The sequence below is a fragment of the Brevibacillus ruminantium genome (genome assembly GCF_023746555.1).
In the GTDB taxonomy this organism is placed as follows: Bacteria; Bacillota; Bacilli; order Brevibacillales; family Brevibacillaceae; genus Brevibacillus; species Brevibacillus ruminantium.
In genome coordinates this window covers 5534175-5553320 of the sequence record NZ_CP098755.1, presented here as the reverse complement: position 1 = coordinate 5553320, position 19146 = coordinate 5534175, and the positions used below count along the sequence as shown (strand labels likewise).

Genomic DNA, 19146 nt, shown 5'->3' with positions numbered 1-19146 from the left:
AGGGAGAACAATAAGCAAACATGATAAATCCGCTGGATTTCTCTAACAAAAAAATACTTGTCACCGGAGCATCATCCGGAATTGGAAAGACAACAGCAATCTACCTATCCAGCTTGGGTGCATCGCTAGTTTTGCAAGGTAGAAATAAGGAAAGGTTGTACGAAACCAAAGAGCTTCTGAACGGAAAAAATCACATTCTGATAGAGGCTGATTTGACTGAAGTTGACAATGCGGGGGATCTTTTTGAGCAAGCTGTATCTGATGGGGTCAAACTGAATGGGTTAGTTTATAGCGCAGGTATAATTCCTATCATACCTTTACCACAATTAACCCGTGAAAAAATGCGGGCAATCATGGATATAAATTTCTATTCTTATATAGAGATGGTGCGACAGTTTGCAAAGAATAAATATACGAATGGCGGAAGTATTGTGGCAGTATCCTCAATTGCCAGTGTACAACCTGAAGCGTGTCAGACTATCTATTCTGCAACCAAATCCGCTGTCAATGCTGCAACACAATCATTATCTTTTGAGTTAATAAAAAAGAATATTAGAGTAAATACTATTTTCCCCGGAGTAGTGATGCCGGAGAATGCCACGGTAGATGATCATTTGGCTCAGGTGGCGAGTCCGCAATTACTTGGATTGATTCCTTCGAATGATGTAGCTGGTGCGATAGCATTTTTACTAAGCGATATGGCAAAATTTATTACGGGAAGAAACCTGTATTTTGATGCAGGTCGATTTTAAGTAGCTTCTATTGTAAGGTGAAAGGGGGGAAAGTCACAATGCCAAGCGCATTGTTTAATCATATCTTAGTAAGCGGAATAGCTTGTGCTGTTCCATCCAAACAAATGGACAATAACAATTATGCAGAAGTATTAGGCGAAGAGGAAGTTAAAAAGTTTATTAAAAACACTGGAGTTGTACATAGGCATGTCACTCACGAAAAACAAACAACCTCAGATTTATGCTATGAAGCCGCAAAAAATCTTTTAGCCCATAAGGGATATTCAGCAGAAAGTATAGATGCGATTATTTTTATATCACAAACTCCAGACTATATTCAACCTGCTACTTCGCATGTTTTGCATAAACGTCTCGGGTTATCGAAAAATTGTTTATCCTTTGATGTTAATTTAGGCTGTTCCGGATACGTTTATGGAATGTTTTTGTCTTCAAGTCTTATACAAAGCGGTGCTGTAAATCGCGTTCTTTTACTGACAGGGGATATCCTAAGAAAAAACAAGGAAACCAATATTAAAGATGAGATGTTGTTTGGAGATGCAGGTTCTGCCACTCTTCTTGAAAGAGGCAATACAACTGTCCGTTCCTTGTTACATTCAAATGGTGAAGGATACACCGCTTTAATCACACCGGGAGGAAATACTAGAAGGCCGCTTAAGGATAATGAATCCTATTGGGAAATTACAAAGCCGGAAATGGATGGGGCGGCAGTTTTTGAATTTACGATTACAGACGTACCACAGGCATTTGATGAGTATTTCAAGACATTTGACGGGTCTATGGATGATTATGATTACTGTGTTTTACATCAAGCCAATTTATTTATGATGAACCATATTCGAAAAAAATTGAAGGTCGATCAATCGAAGCTGCCGATTTCAATTGACAGATACGGTAATACAAATGGCGCAAGCATTCCGATTACGATTGTTGATTTATGCAGCAGAGAAGCTGTCGCGGATAAACTGAAATTAATCACATCTGGCTTTGGTATCGGGCTTTCTTGGGGTGTTGTATCTTTCGAAATTGAAACCAAGGACGTACTTCCAATGATCTATTCTGATAGTTATTTTGAGGAGGCGTATTATGGAGGACAGTAATTTTAACCCTCTTGATTTTGCGGGGAGAAAGATACTTGTTACCGGTGCCTCGTCTGGGATTGGAAGAGCAACGGCAATTTACTTATCAAAGCTCGGTGCACAAATCATACTGAGTGGCCGCAATGAAGAGCGATTAAATGAGACTATGCTGCAGCTTACGGGGGGAAATCATCAGATTCTTTCTGTAGATCTATCAAAAGAAGAAGAATTGAGTCCATTTTTCGATCAAATGGTTCAAGACGGAATAAAATTGAACGGAATGGTGCATTGTGCGGGGATTCCCTATGTAATGCCTTTGCAGAGTCTTAGTAAAAAACGCTTATCCGATGTGATGGAAACGAATTTTTTTCCGTTTATTGAGCTCGTTAGGCAATATGCTAAAAAGAAATATTCAAGCGGGGGAAGTATCGTCTGTATCTCTTCCATATTATCTGTACAACCGCGGGCATATGAGACGGGATATATTACTTCCAAGGCCGCAATGAATGCTGCTGTTACAAGCCTGGCATTCGAATTAGCTAAAAAAGAAATACGAATCAATGGAATTCTTGCAGGCAATATTATGACGGAAATGGTACAAGAAACACTTAAAGAGTATGCTAACGAAGAAAATTTTAATAAAGTTATCGAACAATCCTTGCTCGGCGTGGGTAAGCCTGATGATATTGCAAGCGTATGCGCATTTTTATTGAGCGATATGGCTAGATTCATTACAGGAAGAAATATGTATGCGGATGGAGGCTTACTATGAATGATGTGAGACTATTTAAAGATAGTAATGGAATTTGGAATACCACAAAGGATATTTTAGATAAGCTGAAAGAAGTAGGAGCTCATGAATGCGATATTTTATTTGTACATACGGACGTTGCATTTGGCGCTTTAAATCCGGAGTTGAAGAGAAAGCAATATTTGGGTTACTTATATGAAATATTACAAGAATTAAACGTTGGGACGCTGGTATTTCCTACGTATACCTTTAGTTTCTGCAACAAAGAAATATATGATGTGCGAAATAGCAGAACATCAATGGGAGCATTAAATGAATATATCAGGAATCAGCCGGGTGCCGTACGATCTATTGATCCAATTTTGTCGATGACAGCCGTTGGCGATAAAGCAAATATGTTTGAAAATATCGGTAAAAGTTCACTCGGAATAAACAGTGGTTATGATATTCTACATCAACAAGAAAAAGTGAAGTTTCTCTTTTTTGGTGCGGAAATAGGCGAATGCTTCACTTACATTCATTATGTAGAAGACATTATGAGAGTTCCCTATCGTTTTGATATGCATTTTACCGGAACAATTATAGATGCAAAAGGAAACCAATATGAGGATGACTATATATTGTATGCTGGGTGTGCTGGTGTAAAGCCAGCTTGTTCGTATTATTTTGAGGATTATTTATTTGAAAATGGTTTCTTACAAAAGACCCATATTGGTAATAAGCCGATTACTTGTATTTCAAAAGATGATGCTTATCGAGAGATTCGAAAAAAATTAGAAAGTGATATCCATTACTTTTTAGAGCAGCCTTTTACAGATGAAGATCTAGTGCATGAATACACGAAAGGTAAAAATGGAGAAAGAATTATTTCTTGTTAAGATGTTCCTAGATAATAAAGGAGGCCACGGTTTTGAAAACAAACATCATTGATTACTTAGAAGAGGCTTCTGCAAAATTTCCAAATAAAACGGCGTACGTGGACAGCTTTTCAGAAATTACTTTTAAGCAACTAAAGGAAAAATCAAAAGCAGTAGCATCTAAAATAACAGAATGTAAAACCACAAGACGTCCAGTAGTGATTTATATGGAAAAAGGAATTAATAGTATCGTGTCGTTCTTGGCAGTTGCTTATAGCGGAAACTTGTATACACCTCTTGATCATGAGATGCCGATTCAGCGAATAAATAATATTATGGATACTCTTCAGCCATTTGCAATCATAACAGATAGATCTTCGTTAGAAACTGCAAAACAGATAAAGTCCAATGCTGAACTTATTGTGTTTGAGGATGCATTAGAAACCAAGGTAAATGAAGAGCTACTACAAAATATACGCTGTAGGATGATTGATACAGACCCGCTGTATGTATTATTTACTTCTGGTTCAACGGGTACACCAAAAGGAGTAACAATCTGTCATCGATCGGTCATTGATTATATTGATTGGGTGAGTGAAACTTTTCATATAACTGAAGAGGAGCGGTTTGCAAATCAGTCTCCTTTCTATTTTGATAATTCGGTATTAGATATATATTGTACATTACGTAACGGAAGTACAATGTTTATCGTACCGAAGCAATATTTCTCCTTTCCAATCAAACTGGTAGAGTATCTAAATGAGAATAAGATAAATATTATATTTTGGGTGCCCTCTGTTTTATGTTTGGTTGCTAATCTGAGAACATTTCAAGCCAGTATTCCACAGTACTTGAAGAAGATTCTCTTTGCAGGAGAACCCATGCCAAACAAGCAGCTTAATATTTGGAGAAAAAACATTCCTGATGCTCAATATGCTAATTTATACGGGCCAACTGAAATAACAGATGTTTGTACCTATTATATTGTTGATAGAGATTTTAAGGATGATGAACCCCTACCAATGGGGATTCCTTGCAAGAATACGGATATATTGGTTCTGAATGAACAAAATAATTTGGTTGAGGTTGGGGAAATAGGAGAGGTTTGCGTTAGAGGAACATCTTTGGCACTAGGTTATTATAATAATCCAGAAAAAACGGCAGAAGTCTTCGTGCAAAACCCTCTGAACAAATCGTACACCGAGATAATTTATAGAACCGGGGATCTGGCAAAGTACAATCATCGGGGAGAGCTTTTATATGTTTCTCGTAAGGATTTTCAAATTAAGCATATGGGACATCGAATAGAGTTAGGTGAGATTGAAACGGTTGTCAGCTCTCTCGAGAACATTAACTTATGCTGCTGTATATATGATTCTGTAAAATCCAAAATTATCTTATTCTACCAAGGACAAGCAGATAGAGACTATATAATGGAAAAGATAAAACACATACTTCCCAAATACATGATACCGAATGTCTTCCAAAGGTTGGATGAAATGCCGATAAACAATAATGGAAAAATTGATCGCCTGAAACTGAAAGAATTAATGTAATCGATTTAGTTTTTAAAAAGTAAAAGGGAATTGGTGTCTGGTATGGATTTTGAAACATTGGTTAAGAAAATAAGTGAAATCCGTAAGTGCAAAGGGTTTTTAACCAATACTTTTTTCACGATGCAGCAACTCAGGGCTATGCTCGATCTGGATCATGTCACCATAATGTTGACAGAGAATGCTGTCGTTATTTTAATGGAAGAGGATCAATTGATTCGATTGTTTTTTTATGTTACTGATCTCGCATCCCTTCAACAAATCAAAAGTGCTTTGAGTGGTTTCAAAGGGAAGCCAATTATTGCAGATATTATTGGAAGAGATAAGCAAGTAGAGAATATAATAAATGGATTGAAACTCTATAATTTTCACAAGCATTCTACAATGATTAGAATGAAACGCCCCGGACTAGAAAACCAATATAAAGAAGTGTCCAATGTTACTCTAGCAACACAAGGTAGAGTGGATGAAATCATGCACCTTCTTTATTCGGAATTTGATATATATATTTCTCATCCCCCGAATAGAGAAAAGCTGTTAAGGGCGATACAAAATAATGAAGTTACACTGGTTATTCAACAAAATGAGATAGCAGGACTCGCCTATTTTGAAAGATTAGGAGAAAAGCTGATCTATCTTTATCAGCTAGTTGTGGACAAGCGTTTTAGAGGACAAGGGATAGCCGATCATTTATTAACGTATCAATTCAACCAATTATCTAAAGATGTAATATGTCAGCTATGGGTTGAGTCGAATAATACTTTTGCTATCAATAAATATGAGAAATATCATTTTGCACCAGACGGACTGGTTGATTCTATCATGATATTCAATGGAGAAGACAATGGATAAAATTTATGGGATATTAACTGAATTGCGACCGGAGTTTGATTATAGACAAAGCAATGATTTTATAGCCGATGGCTTATTGGATTCATTCGACATTGTTTCTTTGGTAGCTGAACTCGATGAGAAATTTAATGTAACAATCGATGCGCTTGATATTGTTCCTGAAAATTTCAATAGCGTTGAATCCATCGCTAATGTAATTCGAAAACATGGGGGAGCGATATGAAAACCATTTTTCGGGGTAAGAAAATAACAGGTATGTTGGGTGTACTTCCACAAACCGAAGTAAGGTTTGAAGATGAGGTGCATAATTATAATTTCCCTGAACAGCAGACCCTACGATTAAAAAAAGTTATGGGGTATGAGAAACACCGCATTGTGAAGGAGACCACAGCAAGTTCTGATTTCTGTGTCTTTGGCTTAAACTATATGTTGGAAAAAGAGCTTGTAAAAAAGGATGAAATCGGCGGCATAATAGTCGTCACGACGACACCCGATTATCTTCTGCCCCATGTAAGCAACGTCATCCACGGTGAATGCGGATTAGCGAATGACGTAATCTGCATTGATACTAATCAGGGCTGCGCTGCATTCTTGCATGGATTGATGCAAGCCTTTATGTTATTGGAACATATGGGGGATAAAAAGGTTATTCTATTTACGGTAGATACGCTAAGCAAAAAAGTATCTGTGAAGGACAGAAACAGTTATCCATTAATAGGAGATGCGGCAGGAATTGCTGTTGTGGAGAATGATCTCAATGCGAAGGATATCCATTTTACTATGTATAATGACGGGAGCCGCAGAGATGCATTGATCATACCTGCCGGAGGTTCAAGATTGGCAAGTTCTGAAGAAACAGCAGTCCTTAGGGATCTGGACAATGATGGGAATTTACGCAGTCTGGACAACTTGAAGATGAAAGGGTCTGAAGTTTTCACTTTTGTCCAGACGGAAGTCCCGACCTTAATTGGTGAAACACTAGGTTTTGCTGAACAAAGAAAAGAAGATATCGATTGGTTTCTATTCCACCAGCCCAATAAGTTTATGCTGAAAAAACTGGCGGACAAACTGGAAATCCCGTATGAAAAGCTTCCAATGAATATCGTTGAGAATTTTGGGAATCCAAGCGGCGCATCCATCCCTATAAATATCGTACATAACTTGGGAAAAGCCGTCGTTGACAACACCTATCAATGTTGTTTGTCTGCATTTGGGTCTGGGTTAACATGGGGAGCAATGACTATTGAGCTAGGGAGAATGGATTTTTGTGAAATGCTTATTTCAGATTACTGATTGTGAAACGTATAGTTACCCATTTGCTCCTATAGACTCAAGAATGTATCTAGTGATTTCGAATGACAAGGCTCTCATTATAGACCCTTGCGTAAATACTGATGCATTACAGCTGTTGAAGGATACAAATATTACGAACGTAATCGTATTGCTCACACACGAACACTATGATCATATATCTGGGGTTAACTGGTTGAGGGAAAATTTAAACTGTAAGGTAATTGCTATAGATCAATGTGCACAAAATTTGTCTGATCCTAGACGCAATGCTTCTGCCTATTTTGATGCACTTTTATTTTTTTACTCATCCGAGACCAAAATATCAGGTGAAAGTATCCAGCCATATAGCTGCAAAGCGGATGAGACTTTTCATGATTATATGTGTTTTAACTGGGAAAATCACAAAATCGAGATCATACACTCACCGGGTCACTCTGATGGAAGTGTATGTATTTTAATAGATAATAGGTTTGTATTTACTGGCGATAGTCTAATAAACGGTAAACCAACGATTACAAGGTTGCCTGGGGGAAGTAAAAAGAAATATTCTGAAATCACGTTGCCGTTTTTGAAGTCCTTACCTAAAGATTCTGTTATATTTCCTGGACATGGGGAAGCAGGCTACATTCATGAATTCTCAATTGAGTATCTATAAAAGTTAAACTAAAATCACCTTAAATGAATTTTCAGCAGAAGGAAAAGTACGATTGAGACGAATTTATACCGTTATTGTAGGCAGGGGTTAGATGGAATGCATGGGAGGGAACAATAAGTAAAAACAAGAATGACATACACGAAAAATTTCGTGAAAAAGTTATTACAGAAAAACTGAATAAAGAAGGTAAAAAGTCTGTTTGAGCAGGTGGTTGAATTAGACCAAAGCATCGCACTTCTTTGAGACTGGCGTATAGCTTTGGCCCAGGAAGATGCCACTCGAATCGCATATCCTTTTCCTCGATAATCCTCCAATGTCTCCACCCCGGCCTCCGCTGCTTTATCACTGCTTCTTGCGCTAAAACAGACTGAAACAGCCATGTCGTTTTCCGTCACCATGTATCTGTATCAGGTTAGCGGATCATCCCTTTATATAGTACATCATGGGAAATTTTTTCGTCGCTTTCTGTTGCAAAAGGCCTTCAACTTCACTTTTATGGAACGGATATCTCCATATATTAAGATCTGCAAAAAGAGTACGCTACACACGATAAGGAAAGAAATGTAGCCATCAAAAAACCCACGTAAAAATCAAGGCTTTTACGTGGGGTAGATGGTGTGCAAGCAGTTTTAGACTCGCGCTGCCCATATTTCAATTTCTATTTTTATTTCTGGTAATCCTAATTCAGAAATATAACCAATCGTCATAGCCGGATAATTACTCCCGAACAACTCTTCCCATTTTGCATAAAGATAATCCCAATCGATTTTTTGGGTAGCCCATATATTCACTTTGATAATATGCTCTGCTGTTAGCTCCTCTGAGTGTAATAGGGTTTGTATATTGTTAAAAGTATTCTCAATTTGTTCGTTCATACGATCGGGAATTTCACCATTCTGATCTGCCCCGATTTGACCAGAAGCAACATACAACTCTGCATTTCTTGGAATTTTCGTAATGTGAGTGTAGTTACCTACTGGGTTGTACATACCTGCTGGGTTTCTCCTGATTATTTTTGCATTTTCCATTTTACATTACCTCGCAATCTAAAGTTTTTCTGCCATTTTCACTAATCATTTTTGGACAGACTTCACCCGTAAAAATGAATTCTAGAAAAAAACAGCAGTAGAGTATCCATATCCAAAAGATATACACTTTAGAGACTTTTTCTTCATGGATGGAATACTCCTTTCTAGTAGATACGAAGTGAATGGTATTAATAGAATTGTAGCTAAAATAATAGGTTGAGTCAAAATCGCATCCGCCAGCAGTTTTAACAGACAGTAAGAAGCTGGAGAGAATATCCCTTTGGATTGGTGACGACCTATGTGTACCAGCAAGTTGTGAGCGCAGAATCATACCACAAGTAACGACAATTTTATTAAACATGGACAGAACGAAGCCCCTTCCATCTTGCCTTCGAAGGGGCTTCGATCTCAAACTTACAAATGTGACCCACCGGTAGCATCGATCATCTGACCCGTTACCCACCGGCCGTCGATGCGGAGAGGAAAGCGACTATATCTGCAATCCCTGCTGGACGAGGAAGAATGGTGCTTTCACGTTAACAGCAAATACCTCATCGAATGACTCGTCGATCCATCTCTTCCCCATTTTCATTGGACTTTCGTTGAAAAATTGCTCGATTCCAGCAGGGATATGACCGGCTTGAAGTACGGCTTCAACAGCGGTATGTCTTTCCTCCATAAGATCGTTGAAAGTAGGCGATATGTAAATTTGTAATTTTTTTCTCGTAGACCCACCCAAATGAAAGAAATCGTATAAATAGAATCTATCACTCTCTCACTTTATTTGTCAGAATTGACTGGGGTTTTCATGCGGCAAGCTTGGGGTGCTGGTTTTCCCGTTTTGTTCCAAAGCATTCAAGCTGTTTTTGGCAAGTAAGAAATGTAGCAAATGGCAATTAAAAATGTACCACTTGCCAACCCCTAAATTATTTACCGTGTAATAGCGATTCTTTGTATCGATGGCTTTCGCCATTGAAGACGATCAAATGAGAGTGATGAATCAAGCGATCAATAACTGCCTCTGTTAAAATTGGATCACCAAATATATGATTCCATTGGCCAAACTGTAGATTGGTCGTGATAATAATACTTTTTCTTTCGTAGCACATGGAGATAATCTGAAATAGCAGTTCTGCACCTTGTTTATGCAGAGGAATATACCCCAGTTCGTCGAGTATTAACAGATCTAGCTTCTCAATATGGTTAAAGAATCGGCTCAACGAGCCAGTCTCGTGAGCGTCTAGCAGCCGATTGACTAATCCAGCGACAGTAAAGAACTTTATCTTTTTCCCTTGCTGCTGAATGGCATTTAAGCCAATCAGAGTGGATAAGTACGTTTTCCCCGTTCCCACACCGCCATAAAAGATCAGATTTTCTTTCTCCTCTATAAATCCACCATGAAGGATATGATCCTGCGTGAGACCTTGTCCCATCTGAATATGACCCCATTCAAATGGCTTTCCTGTTATTCTTGGCAAGGAAGATTGTTTAAAGAGCAGATTGATTTTCCGTACTTCTCGTTGTTGTATCTCGTTTTCTAGTATTTTGAGTAAGTACTCTTCATTTGTAGTAGCTTCAACCTCATGGAAATGTTGCCGAACCCAACTCAACTTGAGACGCTTTGAATATTCTTTTATCAATGCATCCACTAGTGATGACCTCCCGTTCCCTTAAAAAATTCATTGTAATGGGCTAATCCTCTAGTGGCTGTTGGAACGGCAGGAACAAAACCTTTCGGTTGGATGGTATCCCTTTGTCCACGGCCATTCATGAGTTGATAATAGATCTGCTTAATAGAATCAACGGCTGGGTGACCATTCTCAGAGGCAAGCTGCAAAGCTTGCGTGGGTATTTTCATATCATCGTTTTTTAAAATGACGGATAGTAGCTGGAGAGCTTCTTGCTTCTCTGGGACCGTGCAATTCGAGAGATAGACTTGCCATTCGATTGGCAATTGTTCATAAAAACTTGTGTATTTAATAGCAGTTGGCCGTTTTGCCATCAATATCAAATATGGCTGCCAAATCACTGATTTTGGCTCTTTGCCATACAGCCTGGGATGCTGTACGATCAGCTCATATTCTTCAGTTAAAATATCGACTCGGTCAAATGAGATCTTTGCCAAAACCATACATTTGGCAAAACGGGGAGACGTTGAGTAGAGTTTATTTTCGACTCGGATATATCCGTATTTATCCGCTTTTACTCGTTCATATCGGATACAATCAAACTCTTTGGCAGGTAATTGAAGAAGGTGTTCCTTGTCTGCCAAATATAGTTCGGAAAGCATGGTTTCTTTCACATAATGAGGTCTCTCCCGATCTTTCTCGGCTTTTTTCCAAAGGGTTTCGTTTAGCTGATCAAGATTGTGTATCTGCAACTCAGGAAGCAGGAAGTTGTTGCGAACGTACTTGACCATCGCCTCTACGTGCCCTTTTTCATTGCCACTACCGGGATTGCAAAACTCGTATTCAAAGTCATAATGAAAAACGAAGTTTTGAAATTCCTCCGTCAGTTCACGCTGACCATTTGGCATGATCTTTTTCACCGCTGGTGATAAATTATCAAATCGAATGACCTTTGGAACTCCACCTATATAGTGAAAGATACGCTTTAATCCCTCCAGAAAGCATTCTCGATTCTGAGACTGGAAAACTTGAAAGTAGAACGTGTTGCTATAAGGAAACGAGAGAACGAGGAATGGCAAGGTAACACTTTCTCCCTGATATTTGAATGGTGCTTCTCCAAAATCAACTTGAGCTGATCCAGGTCTCGTTTCCAATGGCAATGCCGCAGCATCAGTTGTCTCCGCTAACTGGTGCTTACGTTGGGAAACATATTGTCTGACAGAGCGAGATGATCCTGTAAATTGGTATTCCTCCACTAATTGCGTGAACAAGCGTTGTGCTGTTCTTCGGAACTTCTTTTTCTTGTTCAAGTCCTCTTTGATCCATTGATCAAGAATAGGTTTAACGGGCTCCATGACTCTAGCTTTTCGAATTTGCTTGGGCTTTTCTTGTAGATTGAAATCATCCATTTCTGCATACTTCTGAACCGTCCTTGAATCACGATTCATTTGTTTGGCAATCTTGCTATAAGCTCGCCCTTTTTTGTTTGCCTCATGCCTGATATAATTAATTTCTGCCACTGCTAACATCTCCTAACTTTATACCTCCCGTCGTCTGTAATGCCCAACAGGAGTGTATTTTGATAAGGGGATGTTGGCAAGTGGTTTTTTAATTTATGCAGCCCCTACGGGTCTGCATAAATTAACTGCCATAACCTACATTTTTAGTCTGCCATAAACATTCAAGCGAATCGCCTGTTATTCGTTATCGGATTTCCATGGGAGTTTGGGGGAGTCTATAGTGTTGCAGTTGTTTATGGAGCTAATAATGGAAAGAAGGCTACATGGCCGGCTATCCAGATGGTACTTTCCATCCCCAAAAGACATTGACTCGAGCAGAAACGGTCACCATCATCAATCGTTTGCTGAACCGTTCACTGTTAAGTCCGGTAAATGGACAAAGCTGGCCGGATGTACCTCCAACTCATTGGGCGTACAAAGATATTGAAGCTGCAACCAAAAAGTAAAGGGGACGCTCTTTCCTAGGGCATGAGTCCGGTATTGTACTGGACTCATGCCTTTTCAATTTGTTGAAAGAGTGATGAAAACATTGCTTACAGAGGGTGTGCCCTTTTATTTCCAAGCGACTTGACAGGGGTCACCGTCAACAAGGTCACATCATGCAAAAATTCAATTATTTAGAAAGCGACTCTGCAATTTTCTTCAATTCCTCAACAGAAGTATTTGCTCTAAGCGTATACACAACGCCGTCTTCCTCCCACACCAATAGAGGAAGCTGTTTTATTTCAGGATGCGTAAAGCTTAACAGAGGAGCATTTCCGATGAAAGCAGTTCCTTGTACAAGCTGGATGGGCTTCGTTTCTGCGGTATATTCTTTTGTAAGGCTTCCTTTTTCATAATCCAGAGAAAAGTAACTTCCTGTTTCCGCGGCTGCTTGATCATAAATCGTGATTTTACGTTCGCTTTTATTGATGCTGCAGCTTATTGCAACGGATTCTTGTTTCACGCTTGATGGAAGATAGGAAGGTATTTGGATAGGTGAGCCGAACAGTTCTGAAGCGGATGTGGTATTTAACCCGCTTAACACTTGTTCCTCGCTCGATTCTTCTATTAGCTTGATTTGAACGCCTTTTTTCACGGACTCCGCTATCTTTAGCAATTCCTCTTGGGAGAGCTTGCTAACCAATCGATAGATGACCCCTTTTTCCTCTTCCCAGACTAAAACATTTACATTCCCGAAGTTTTCCTCTTGCGTCCCTTGGTAAGATGTTCCCTTATTCGTGGCGATCATGGTCAAACCTTTACTTTCTGCAGCAATATCACCGTTCCACATTTCCAGATAGAAGGGAGCTGCCGCTTGACTGAAAAAGGAAGCCACTACATGTTTGGTTTTTTCCGAAAAGTTTAGATTAATGGATGTCTTGTCTCCCGGAATGTAGCTGGGGAAGTGCAGTTCGAATCCCCCTTTCTTGGAAATTGCAGTAACCTTGTCTTGCGTGATTGACGAGATAGGTTGTTGCGACAGCTGTGCTTGGTTGGCAGATGATGCTGAAGCTTGTGCAGATGGCGATTTCCAATCGGTTGCCGTACTTGTTGGGGCAATCGAAGTGATCAACAGAGCACCTAGCACAAAGGCAGTAACTTGCTTGTTCATGTTCGTTTTCTTTTTCATGACCGAATTCCTCCGTAAAATGTGACTTGGCTTACACAACTCATTACTGGATCAAGAGCGCAATTCTTACAGTAAAGTTTAAAACTGGTGGGATGGTGTAAGTTTTTGGCTGGTTTTGTCGTATGGGATGGTAAGGGAGTGGAAAAGGAGGAACATCGATGGATGAAGATCAGGACTGGGTCCTTCAGATAATAAACGGTAACAGACAGGCGTATGCTCATTTAATTACCAAATATAAAGATAGAATTTACAACGTACTATACCGAATGGTTCATTCAAGAGAAGAAGCAAAGGATTTGACCCAGGAATGTTTCATAAAAGCGTTTCAGAAGCTTGCCAGCTATGATCAAAAGCGAGCGTTTTATCCGTGGCTTTGTCGAATTGCGATCAACCATTGCATTGATATACGGAAAAATAAAAAACTTGAAACGGTATGCTTCCATGATGTCGATCTACTCTCACTAACGAATGAACAAACTCCAGAAAGTATCTATCTTCAAAAGGAGTTTGCTTCGGAAATGCAGGAAATGCTTGATGAGTTGCCAGAGGCCTATCGCCTCGTCTTGCTTCTCCGTTACAACAATGACCTGTCTTATCAAGAGATCAGCGAAATTCTTGGTATTCCGGTAAGCACGATCCAGGTCAAGCTGTATCGCGCAAAACAAAGATTGCGAGCCAACACCATAAGAGGCTCAAAAAAGGGGTGGTCCCTGTGAAATGTCAAGCATGTCAGGCTTTGTTACCTGCTTTTGTAGACGGAGAAACGGGAGTGACCGATGAACGTAGAGTGAAAGCTCATTTGCAGCATTGTCGCGAATGTCAAGCTTTATATGCACGTCTAAACGAAGAGAATGGATTGATCAGAGATGGATGGTCGATGGAGATGTTGCCTGACGATTTTGCCAAAGAGGTGATGCAGCAAATTGAAGACGAAGGTATTGAGGTAGAACGAACAGATGAAAGACTGATTAAGGGTCAGGAGTTGACGAGGCAAAGAAGTCGTAAAGTAGTTCATAAAAAAGGAACATTACGTATTTCTTACTTTGTAACTGCTGCTGTTCTGTTTATTTCGTTAGGGGCCGTTATTTCACCCGCGTTTGCCTCATTCCTGTCCTCCTTTTTCCAAACGATGAAAGGAGAGTTAGGCTTGAGGCAGGCGGTAAACCAGGGGTACTCTACTGAAATTAATCAGACAGTGTCAGATAACGGGATCACGTTACGGGTTAAGGAAGTAGTAGCCGATCCTACACGAATCGTACTCTCGTATGTATTGGAAGATTCAAATGGGCAGATTCTCCCGGATTTATATCTCCCTTCCTTCGGATCAAACAAAATATTTGTAACCGATCAAGAAGGCAAGGTAATTCCGTCTTATGCAGTATTCCGGAGAACGAGCAACTACGCAGACTTAATGTTTCCGCTGCAAGATCCACAGTCACAGGTTATTGTCCATTTTGAGATAAAAGCGATCGGTTCGATAAAACAGCAACCTGTAAATCTGAATATGTCCATTCCTGTTGATCTGAGTCAAGGAAAGGCAGCGACGAAACAAGTAACGGTTAGTAAGCAGTACACAAACGCAAATGGCATTGACGTTGAAATGAGACACGTAACTTATGCACCAAGCGCGACCCAAATTCATTTGCGAGCAGATTGGTCGAAGAGTTCAAAAGAAACATTACTGCAACAGGTTGAAGAACTAAAAGCAAAGAAAGTAAAGACAGATGAAGCAATTTCACTGCTCACGGATTATTCAATTGGATTTACAATTGAAGATAAAGAAGGCAAAATTCTCGCTGATTCCCGTAAAAACAATTATGAAGCTGAGAACGGGTTGATTTATACCTACATGAAACCGGATGAACTGCAACCAGGCATTATCGAATGGTATCATTCCTTTGCGCCATTTGGGGAGCATCCAGAAGATGTATTTTTCCATCTGGATGAAATGATCGTTACCCAGAAAGCGGAATTTTCATTAGCGATTCCCCTTCATGACAAAGGCAAATGGGGCGGGGAATACGAAGGAAATTACTATGAAGTACAGGAGGTAAATGAGGAAAAACCGGTTAATTCCTCAATGTCTTCCTACATTCTCACGATTGATTCCATCTTGAAAATTGACGACTTCCCAAAATGGTTCGTCACAGATACAGAGGGAAGGGCGTACGAAGTCGAATATGATTTGGAAAAAACAAACAACTATTCAAATTCGAAGGGAGACCATACCGTACAAACGTTAATCGTTAAAGAGGTACCCAAGGGGGTAAATGAGTTGATGCTGGGCCTTGTCTCTGTGAAGAAACAACTACCCAAAGTGGATTGGAAAATAAAGCTTCCTAGGTAAACTCTTCACCTGCTTTTCCAAAAGACAACCGAGGTACTCTAAAAATAATTCGGTTGTCTTTTGGTCTGTATATGAGAGCGTAAAAAGTTTTGTGTAAATGGTTAAACTTCCCATTATTCGATGTAACTTTTCTTTTCTTAAAAACCCATTTACACAAAATAATTTACAATCCCGATAGACACTATTTTCTTACGTGCTTTTAGGGCATGAGTCCGGTATTGCACTGGACTCATGCCTTTTCAATTTGTTGTAATCCTACATCCAGCTTACAGCCCAAACTTTTTTTTCTTGCGGACAAGGGTGGCCAGGTCGATTTGAAGTATTTCGGCACACCGTTTCATGGGACGATAAGTGGTTAAATAGGAAGCTAATAGGGTCTTTTCATATTCATTTACCATTTCTTTTAGGGAATGCTTTGGGGCCCTTGCAGCCCCTATGTTCTGGGATACAGGAGACGGCTTGTTCTGATAAATAGTAGGCGGAAGCAAGGATTCATGGATGAAATCGTCATCGGATAAAATGACGAGCCGCTCCACTACATTTCTCAGCTCACGAACGTTTCCAGGCCATGAATAGGCAAGAAGCTGATCGATGACATGGGGGGGAAATGCTTTTTCCCTGCCATGTTTTTTGTTAAACATCTTAAGAAAATGCATAAGCAATACAAAAATATCCTCCGGCCTCTCCCTTAGCGGCGGTATGTGGGTGGGCAGTACGTTGATTCGGAAGAAAAGATCCTCGCGGAATTTTTTTGCTTGGATCAGCTCTTCCAGGTTTGCGTTCGTGGCCGCGATAATCCGGACATCGATGGGAATCGATTTCGTTCCACCCACTCTTTGAATCTTCATATCCTGCAAAACCCCCAGCAATTTCACCTGCAAGGAGAGGGGCATCTCTCCGATTTCATCCAAAAATAAGGTTCCCTTATCGGCTACCTCGAAAAGCCCCGCTTTCCCCCGTCGTGCCGCGCCTGTGAAGGCACCCGGTTCATAACCAAATAATTCGGACTCGAGAAGATTCTCCGGAATGGCCCCGCAGTTGACTTTTACGAAGGGGCCTTTGTCATGCCGATCACTGATAAAGTGGATATAGTTGGCCAGCACATCTTTTCCCACCCCGGATTCTCCCAAAATCAGGACAGGAGTATCGATGGAAGAAACTTTTTGGGCAAGGGAAACGATCTTTTCCATTGTCGGGCTGCGGTAGATGATCTGCTTCCCATCCATACTCGGCACTTGCATTTCCTGCAGTGTTTTCCTGAAGCTCTCGGTTAGGCTGTTCGTTTCGTCAAGCTGTCTTTTTAATCGATTCAGCTCGGTTAAATCTCTTATATTGCTAATCACAAAAAGCAAATTTCCCTCTTCATCCATGACAGGAGTAGACGTAACCAAGGCTTCGATCCCTGTAGAATATTGGTTCAGCTTGGTAATCGTCTTCTTGTGGATGAATGCTTCCTTCGATACCGCCAGCTTGACGAAGCCTTTTTCCATTACTTCATCGACGGTTAAGGTATCTAATAAATGGGGGGCTAATCCCGATATGCGCAAATAAGCTTTATTGTGCCAGATGATTCTTCCGGACGGATCCATTATCGTGATGCCATCATAGGAACTATCAATTAAATGCGAAAGTAATAATTGTGACTGGTAAAGCTTCTCGGTGATTCGAGTTTTTTTGATGCTTGTCATGGAATCAATCCTTTATTTTACGTGTTTGAATAGATTTTATATTTAGAAAACTATATAGGCAAGTATGCGCAAATAATTAAAAAACTTGAGCGCTTTTGCATATGCGAAAATGCATATATCCTTGAAAGCGCTTAATTTCCTGTGCATAAACTTTTGGCGTGATATTTGCAAAGTACATTCTTTAAATGGAGAGGGGTTGTGCATATGTGGGAAATAAGCCATAACCAAAGCTTGAAAGGTCAAGTAGCCATCATTACAGGAGCGGCACGGGGAATTGGCGCAGCCTGCGCTAGAGCCCTGGCTCGAAACGGATGCCATATTGTCATAGTCGATATTATATCCGGTGAAGAAACTGTACAAGCCATCCAATCGGAATTTCCTGATATCAGGGTCCTGGCGATGCAGGTTGACATACGCAAGAAAGAGGAAGTACAAAAGGCTGTTACCGAAACGGTTGAACGCTTGGGTAGAGTCGATATCCTGGTCAATAATGCCGGCACTGCCTCTCGACTGGGATTGGAGGAAATGACTGTGGAGGATTGGCAGCGCGATATCGATACGAACCTCCTCGGGACTTTCTTGTTTACGCAAGCGGTGATTTATCCTTATATGAAGAACCAAGGCTACGGCAAAATCATTAACATCAGTTCGATTTCCGGCATGATTGGGGGGGTTACGTCTGCCCTTCCCGGCAGCGATCGGGGAAGATCCGGCCCGGCTTATGCCGCTTCCAAAGGAGGCATCATCGCCCTGACGAAGTGGGTGGCCAAGGAGGTAGGTGAGCTGGGTATTTACTGTAACAGCATTGCCCCAGGGTCCGTCGTCACGGAACTGACCAGAGGAGTGGAGTATCCTTTGGATCAACAGCCGATCAAGCGGATGGGCGATCCGGCCGATATTGCCGAGGCCGTCGTCTTCTTGGGTTCTCCCGCTTCCAATTATGTGACCGGTCAAGTTTTGAAAGTGTGCGGAGGGCTGGCTATTGGATAACGTAGCAGGGCAATCCATCATGACTACTGGTGCCGACAGAGGCATCGGGTTAGGCCTGGAGGGGGAGGATCACATGTCTGCCAAAAGGCCGTCGGTCTATAATCGCGATCAAGGGGTCATTTGGGGAACCCTGGCAAAAGGCCAGGATTTAATGCAAGGGCTGCTCGAGGAATGCGAGTTCCATGGGGTCGATACCGGCATGGTGACCTGTATCGGATCCCTTGAACAGGCCCATTACGTATACGGGATCAAATGCCCGGACGGACAGCCCGCCTACAGCGATCCCGTGACCATCCAAGGCGTCATGGAAATCCTTCAAGGCACGGGATTCATCTGCCGCAATCAGGAAGGGGAACTTGACCTGCATTTTCATGGATTGATTATTGATCAGAACGGTCAGATACAGGGAGGGCATTTTCTCAAGGGAAAGAACATTATCTTGGTTACGTTGGAATATTCTATCCTTGTTGGACAGGAAATAGATGCTGTACGGGCGTATCGCCCTGAACTGGGCTTTCAAACAATTCAATATCGAAGGAAGTGA

20 protein-coding genes and 2 pseudogenes are annotated in these 19146 nt (G+C 40.7%); 14 read left to right on the top strand and 8 right to left on the bottom strand.

The features are described from left to right. Nucleotides 1-20 precede the first annotated feature (20 nt). From NDK47_RS27165 to NDK47_RS27125, 9 genes are read left to right on the top strand one after another with little or no spacing between them, the layout of a single operon-like run. Nucleotides 21-752, top strand: a complete 732-nt coding sequence (locus NDK47_RS27165) for an SDR family NAD(P)-dependent oxidoreductase (RefSeq protein WP_251872824.1) — start codon at nucleotides 21-23, stop codon at nucleotides 750-752. Between the two features lie 38 nt (nucleotides 753-790). Beyond that, a complete protein-coding gene (locus NDK47_RS27160; protein ID WP_251872823.1) occupies nucleotides 791-1849 on the top strand; it encodes a 3-oxoacyl-ACP synthase III family protein in 1059 nt (352 codons plus the stop codon). Then, nucleotides 1836-2600: an SDR family NAD(P)-dependent oxidoreductase gene (locus NDK47_RS27155; RefSeq protein ID WP_251872822.1), complete on the top strand. Its 765-nt coding sequence runs from the start codon at nucleotides 1836-1838 to the stop codon at nucleotides 2598-2600. Before NDK47_RS27160 ends, NDK47_RS27155 begins: the two co-directional genes overlap by 14 nt. Next, on the top strand, nucleotides 2597-3457 hold the full coding sequence (locus NDK47_RS27150; RefSeq protein WP_251872821.1) for an AAC(3) family N-acetyltransferase: 861 nt from the start codon (nucleotides 2597-2599) through the stop codon (nucleotides 3455-3457). Before NDK47_RS27155 ends, NDK47_RS27150 begins: the two co-directional genes overlap by 4 nt. Nucleotides 3458-3489: 32 nt before the next feature. Then, nucleotides 3490-4992, top strand: coding sequence for an amino acid adenylation domain-containing protein (locus tag NDK47_RS27145; RefSeq protein ID WP_251872820.1), 1503 nt, complete (start codon nucleotides 3490-3492; stop codon nucleotides 4990-4992). Nucleotides 4993-5034: 42 nt separating this feature from the next. After that, on the top strand, nucleotides 5035-5841 hold the full coding sequence (locus NDK47_RS27140; RefSeq protein ID WP_251872819.1) for a GNAT family N-acetyltransferase: 807 nt from the start codon (nucleotides 5035-5037) through the stop codon (nucleotides 5839-5841). Further along, entirely contained in the window at nucleotides 5834-6064 is a 231-nt protein-coding gene (locus tag NDK47_RS27135) for an acyl carrier protein (RefSeq protein ID WP_251872818.1), read from the top strand. Before NDK47_RS27140 ends, NDK47_RS27135 begins: the two co-directional genes overlap by 8 nt. Further along, the gene (locus tag NDK47_RS27130) at nucleotides 6061-7134 is read left to right on the top strand and encodes a 3-oxoacyl-ACP synthase III family protein (RefSeq protein WP_251872817.1); all 1074 of its coding nucleotides are present in this window, start codon (nucleotides 6061-6063) and stop codon (nucleotides 7132-7134) included. The genes NDK47_RS27135 and NDK47_RS27130 overlap by 4 nt, the downstream gene beginning before the upstream one ends. After that, nucleotides 7109-7789, top strand: coding sequence for an MBL fold metallo-hydrolase (locus NDK47_RS27125; RefSeq protein ID WP_251872816.1), 681 nt, complete (start codon nucleotides 7109-7111; stop codon nucleotides 7787-7789). The genes NDK47_RS27130 and NDK47_RS27125 overlap by 26 nt, the downstream gene beginning before the upstream one ends. A gap of 71 nt (nucleotides 7790-7860) precedes the next feature. Here the strand turns inward: NDK47_RS27125 and NDK47_RS27120 are convergent, their stop codons facing one another. The 6 genes and pseudogenes from NDK47_RS27120 to istA all read right to left on the bottom strand — a co-directional run bounded on the left by NDK47_RS27120 (nucleotide 7861) and on the right by istA (nucleotide 11974). Then, nucleotides 7861-8169 carry a GNAT family N-acetyltransferase gene (locus tag NDK47_RS27120; protein WP_251872815.1) on the bottom strand — a complete coding sequence of 103 codons (309 nt, stop codon included), beginning with the start codon at nucleotides 8167-8169 and terminating at the stop codon, nucleotides 7861-7863. Between the two features lie 249 nt (nucleotides 8170-8418). Further along, nucleotides 8419-8817: a RidA family protein gene (locus NDK47_RS27115; protein ID WP_251872814.1), complete on the bottom strand. Its 399-nt coding sequence runs from the start codon at nucleotides 8815-8817 to the stop codon at nucleotides 8419-8421. 414 nt (nucleotides 8818-9231) lie between these two features. Continuing rightward, nucleotides 9232-9329, bottom strand: a pseudogene (locus NDK47_RS27915) (short-chain dehydrogenase); the annotation flags it as partial. 47 nt (nucleotides 9330-9376) lie between these two features. After that, nucleotides 9377-9556, bottom strand: a pseudogene (locus tag NDK47_RS27110) (DUF4062 domain-containing protein); the annotation flags it as partial. Nucleotides 9557-9743: 187 nt separating this feature from the next. Further along, nucleotides 9744-10466, bottom strand: a complete 723-nt coding sequence (gene istB / locus NDK47_RS27105) for an IS21-like element helper ATPase IstB (protein WP_122915621.1) — start codon at nucleotides 10464-10466, stop codon at nucleotides 9744-9746. Next, nucleotides 10466-11974: an IS21 family transposase gene (gene istA / locus NDK47_RS27100; protein WP_251872813.1), complete on the bottom strand. Its 1509-nt coding sequence runs from the start codon at nucleotides 11972-11974 to the stop codon at nucleotides 10466-10468. Before istA ends, istB begins: the two co-directional genes overlap by 1 nt. Nucleotides 11975-12228: 254 nt before the next feature. Here istA and NDK47_RS27095 point away from each other — a divergent pair, with 254 nt between their 5' ends. Further along, nucleotides 12229-12411 carry an S-layer homology domain-containing protein gene (locus NDK47_RS27095; RefSeq protein WP_251872812.1) on the top strand — a complete coding sequence of 61 codons (183 nt, stop codon included), beginning with the start codon at nucleotides 12229-12231 and terminating at the stop codon, nucleotides 12409-12411. Between the two features lie 167 nt (nucleotides 12412-12578). On the opposite strand, the gene NDK47_RS27090 is transcribed toward NDK47_RS27095, so the two are convergent. Further along, a complete protein-coding gene (locus NDK47_RS27090; RefSeq protein ID WP_251872811.1) occupies nucleotides 12579-13577 on the bottom strand; it encodes a DUF4367 domain-containing protein in 999 nt (332 codons plus the stop codon). Nucleotides 13578-13735: 158 nt separating this feature from the next. Between NDK47_RS27090 and NDK47_RS27085 the strand changes: the two genes are divergently transcribed. Together NDK47_RS27085 and NDK47_RS27080 are read left to right on the top strand one after the other, a co-directional pair. Next, nucleotides 13736-14293, top strand: coding sequence for an RNA polymerase sigma factor (locus tag NDK47_RS27085; RefSeq protein WP_251872810.1), 558 nt, complete (start codon nucleotides 13736-13738; stop codon nucleotides 14291-14293). Then, on the top strand, nucleotides 14290-15924 hold the full coding sequence (locus NDK47_RS27080) for a DUF4179 domain-containing protein (protein ID WP_251872809.1): 1635 nt from the start codon (nucleotides 14290-14292) through the stop codon (nucleotides 15922-15924). Before NDK47_RS27085 ends, NDK47_RS27080 begins: the two co-directional genes overlap by 4 nt. Before the next feature lie 266 nt (nucleotides 15925-16190). On the opposite strand, the gene NDK47_RS27075 is transcribed toward NDK47_RS27080, so the two are convergent. Next, nucleotides 16191-17612: a sigma-54 interaction domain-containing protein gene (locus NDK47_RS27075; RefSeq protein WP_251872808.1), complete on the bottom strand. Its 1422-nt coding sequence runs from the start codon at nucleotides 17610-17612 to the stop codon at nucleotides 16191-16193. A gap of 204 nt (nucleotides 17613-17816) precedes the next feature. On the opposite strand from NDK47_RS27075, the gene NDK47_RS27070 reads away from it, so the two are divergent. Both NDK47_RS27070 and NDK47_RS27065 read left to right on the top strand, forming a co-directional pair. Next, complete coding sequence (locus NDK47_RS27070; protein WP_251872807.1) at nucleotides 17817-18602, top strand: SDR family NAD(P)-dependent oxidoreductase; 786 nt, start codon at nucleotides 17817-17819, stop codon at nucleotides 18600-18602. After that, the gene (locus NDK47_RS27065) at nucleotides 18595-19146 is read left to right on the top strand and encodes a PPC domain-containing DNA-binding protein (protein ID WP_251872806.1); all 552 of its coding nucleotides are present in this window, start codon (nucleotides 18595-18597) and stop codon (nucleotides 19144-19146) included. The genes NDK47_RS27070 and NDK47_RS27065 overlap by 8 nt, the downstream gene beginning before the upstream one ends.

What these genes read in the sequence shown, in the direction of transcription:
- NDK47_RS27085 (WP_251872810.1), top strand. Translation starts at nt 13,736, where the DNA reads ATGGATGAAGATCAGGACTGGGTCCTTCAGATAATAAACGGTAACAGA.
- istA (WP_251872813.1), bottom strand. Translation starts at nt 11,974, where the DNA reads ATGTTAGCAGTGGCAGAAATTAATTATATCAGGCATGAGGCAAACAAA.
- NDK47_RS27120 (WP_251872815.1), bottom strand. Translation starts at nt 8,169, where the DNA reads ATGGCTGTTTCAGTCTGTTTTAGCGCAAGAAGCAGTGATAAAGCAGCG.
- NDK47_RS27160 (WP_251872823.1), top strand. Translation starts at nt 791, where the DNA reads ATGCCAAGCGCATTGTTTAATCATATCTTAGTAAGCGGAATAGCTTGT.
- NDK47_RS27090 (WP_251872811.1), bottom strand. Translation starts at nt 13,577, where the DNA reads ATGAAAAAGAAAACGAACATGAACAAGCAAGTTACTGCCTTTGTGCTA.
- NDK47_RS27140 (WP_251872819.1), top strand. Translation starts at nt 5,035, where the DNA reads ATGGATTTTGAAACATTGGTTAAGAAAATAAGTGAAATCCGTAAGTGC.
- NDK47_RS27135 (WP_251872818.1), top strand. Translation starts at nt 5,834, where the DNA reads ATGGATAAAATTTATGGGATATTAACTGAATTGCGACCGGAGTTTGAT.
- NDK47_RS27165 (WP_251872824.1), top strand. Translation starts at nt 21, where the DNA reads ATGATAAATCCGCTGGATTTCTCTAACAAAAAAATACTTGTCACCGGA.
- NDK47_RS27075 (WP_251872808.1), bottom strand. Translation starts at nt 17,612, where the DNA reads ATGACAAGCATCAAAAAAACTCGAATCACCGAGAAGCTTTACCAGTCA.
- NDK47_RS27095 (WP_251872812.1), top strand. Translation starts at nt 12,229, where the DNA reads ATGGCCGGCTATCCAGATGGTACTTTCCATCCCCAAAAGACATTGACT.
- NDK47_RS27150 (WP_251872821.1), top strand. Translation starts at nt 2,597, where the DNA reads ATGAATGATGTGAGACTATTTAAAGATAGTAATGGAATTTGGAATACC.
- NDK47_RS27130 (WP_251872817.1), top strand. Translation starts at nt 6,061, where the DNA reads ATGAAAACCATTTTTCGGGGTAAGAAAATAACAGGTATGTTGGGTGTA.
- NDK47_RS27115 (WP_251872814.1), bottom strand. Translation starts at nt 8,817, where the DNA reads ATGGAAAATGCAAAAATAATCAGGAGAAACCCAGCAGGTATGTACAAC.
- NDK47_RS27155 (WP_251872822.1), top strand. Translation starts at nt 1,836, where the DNA reads ATGGAGGACAGTAATTTTAACCCTCTTGATTTTGCGGGGAGAAAGATA.
- NDK47_RS27070 (WP_251872807.1), top strand. Translation starts at nt 17,817, where the DNA reads ATGTGGGAAATAAGCCATAACCAAAGCTTGAAAGGTCAAGTAGCCATC.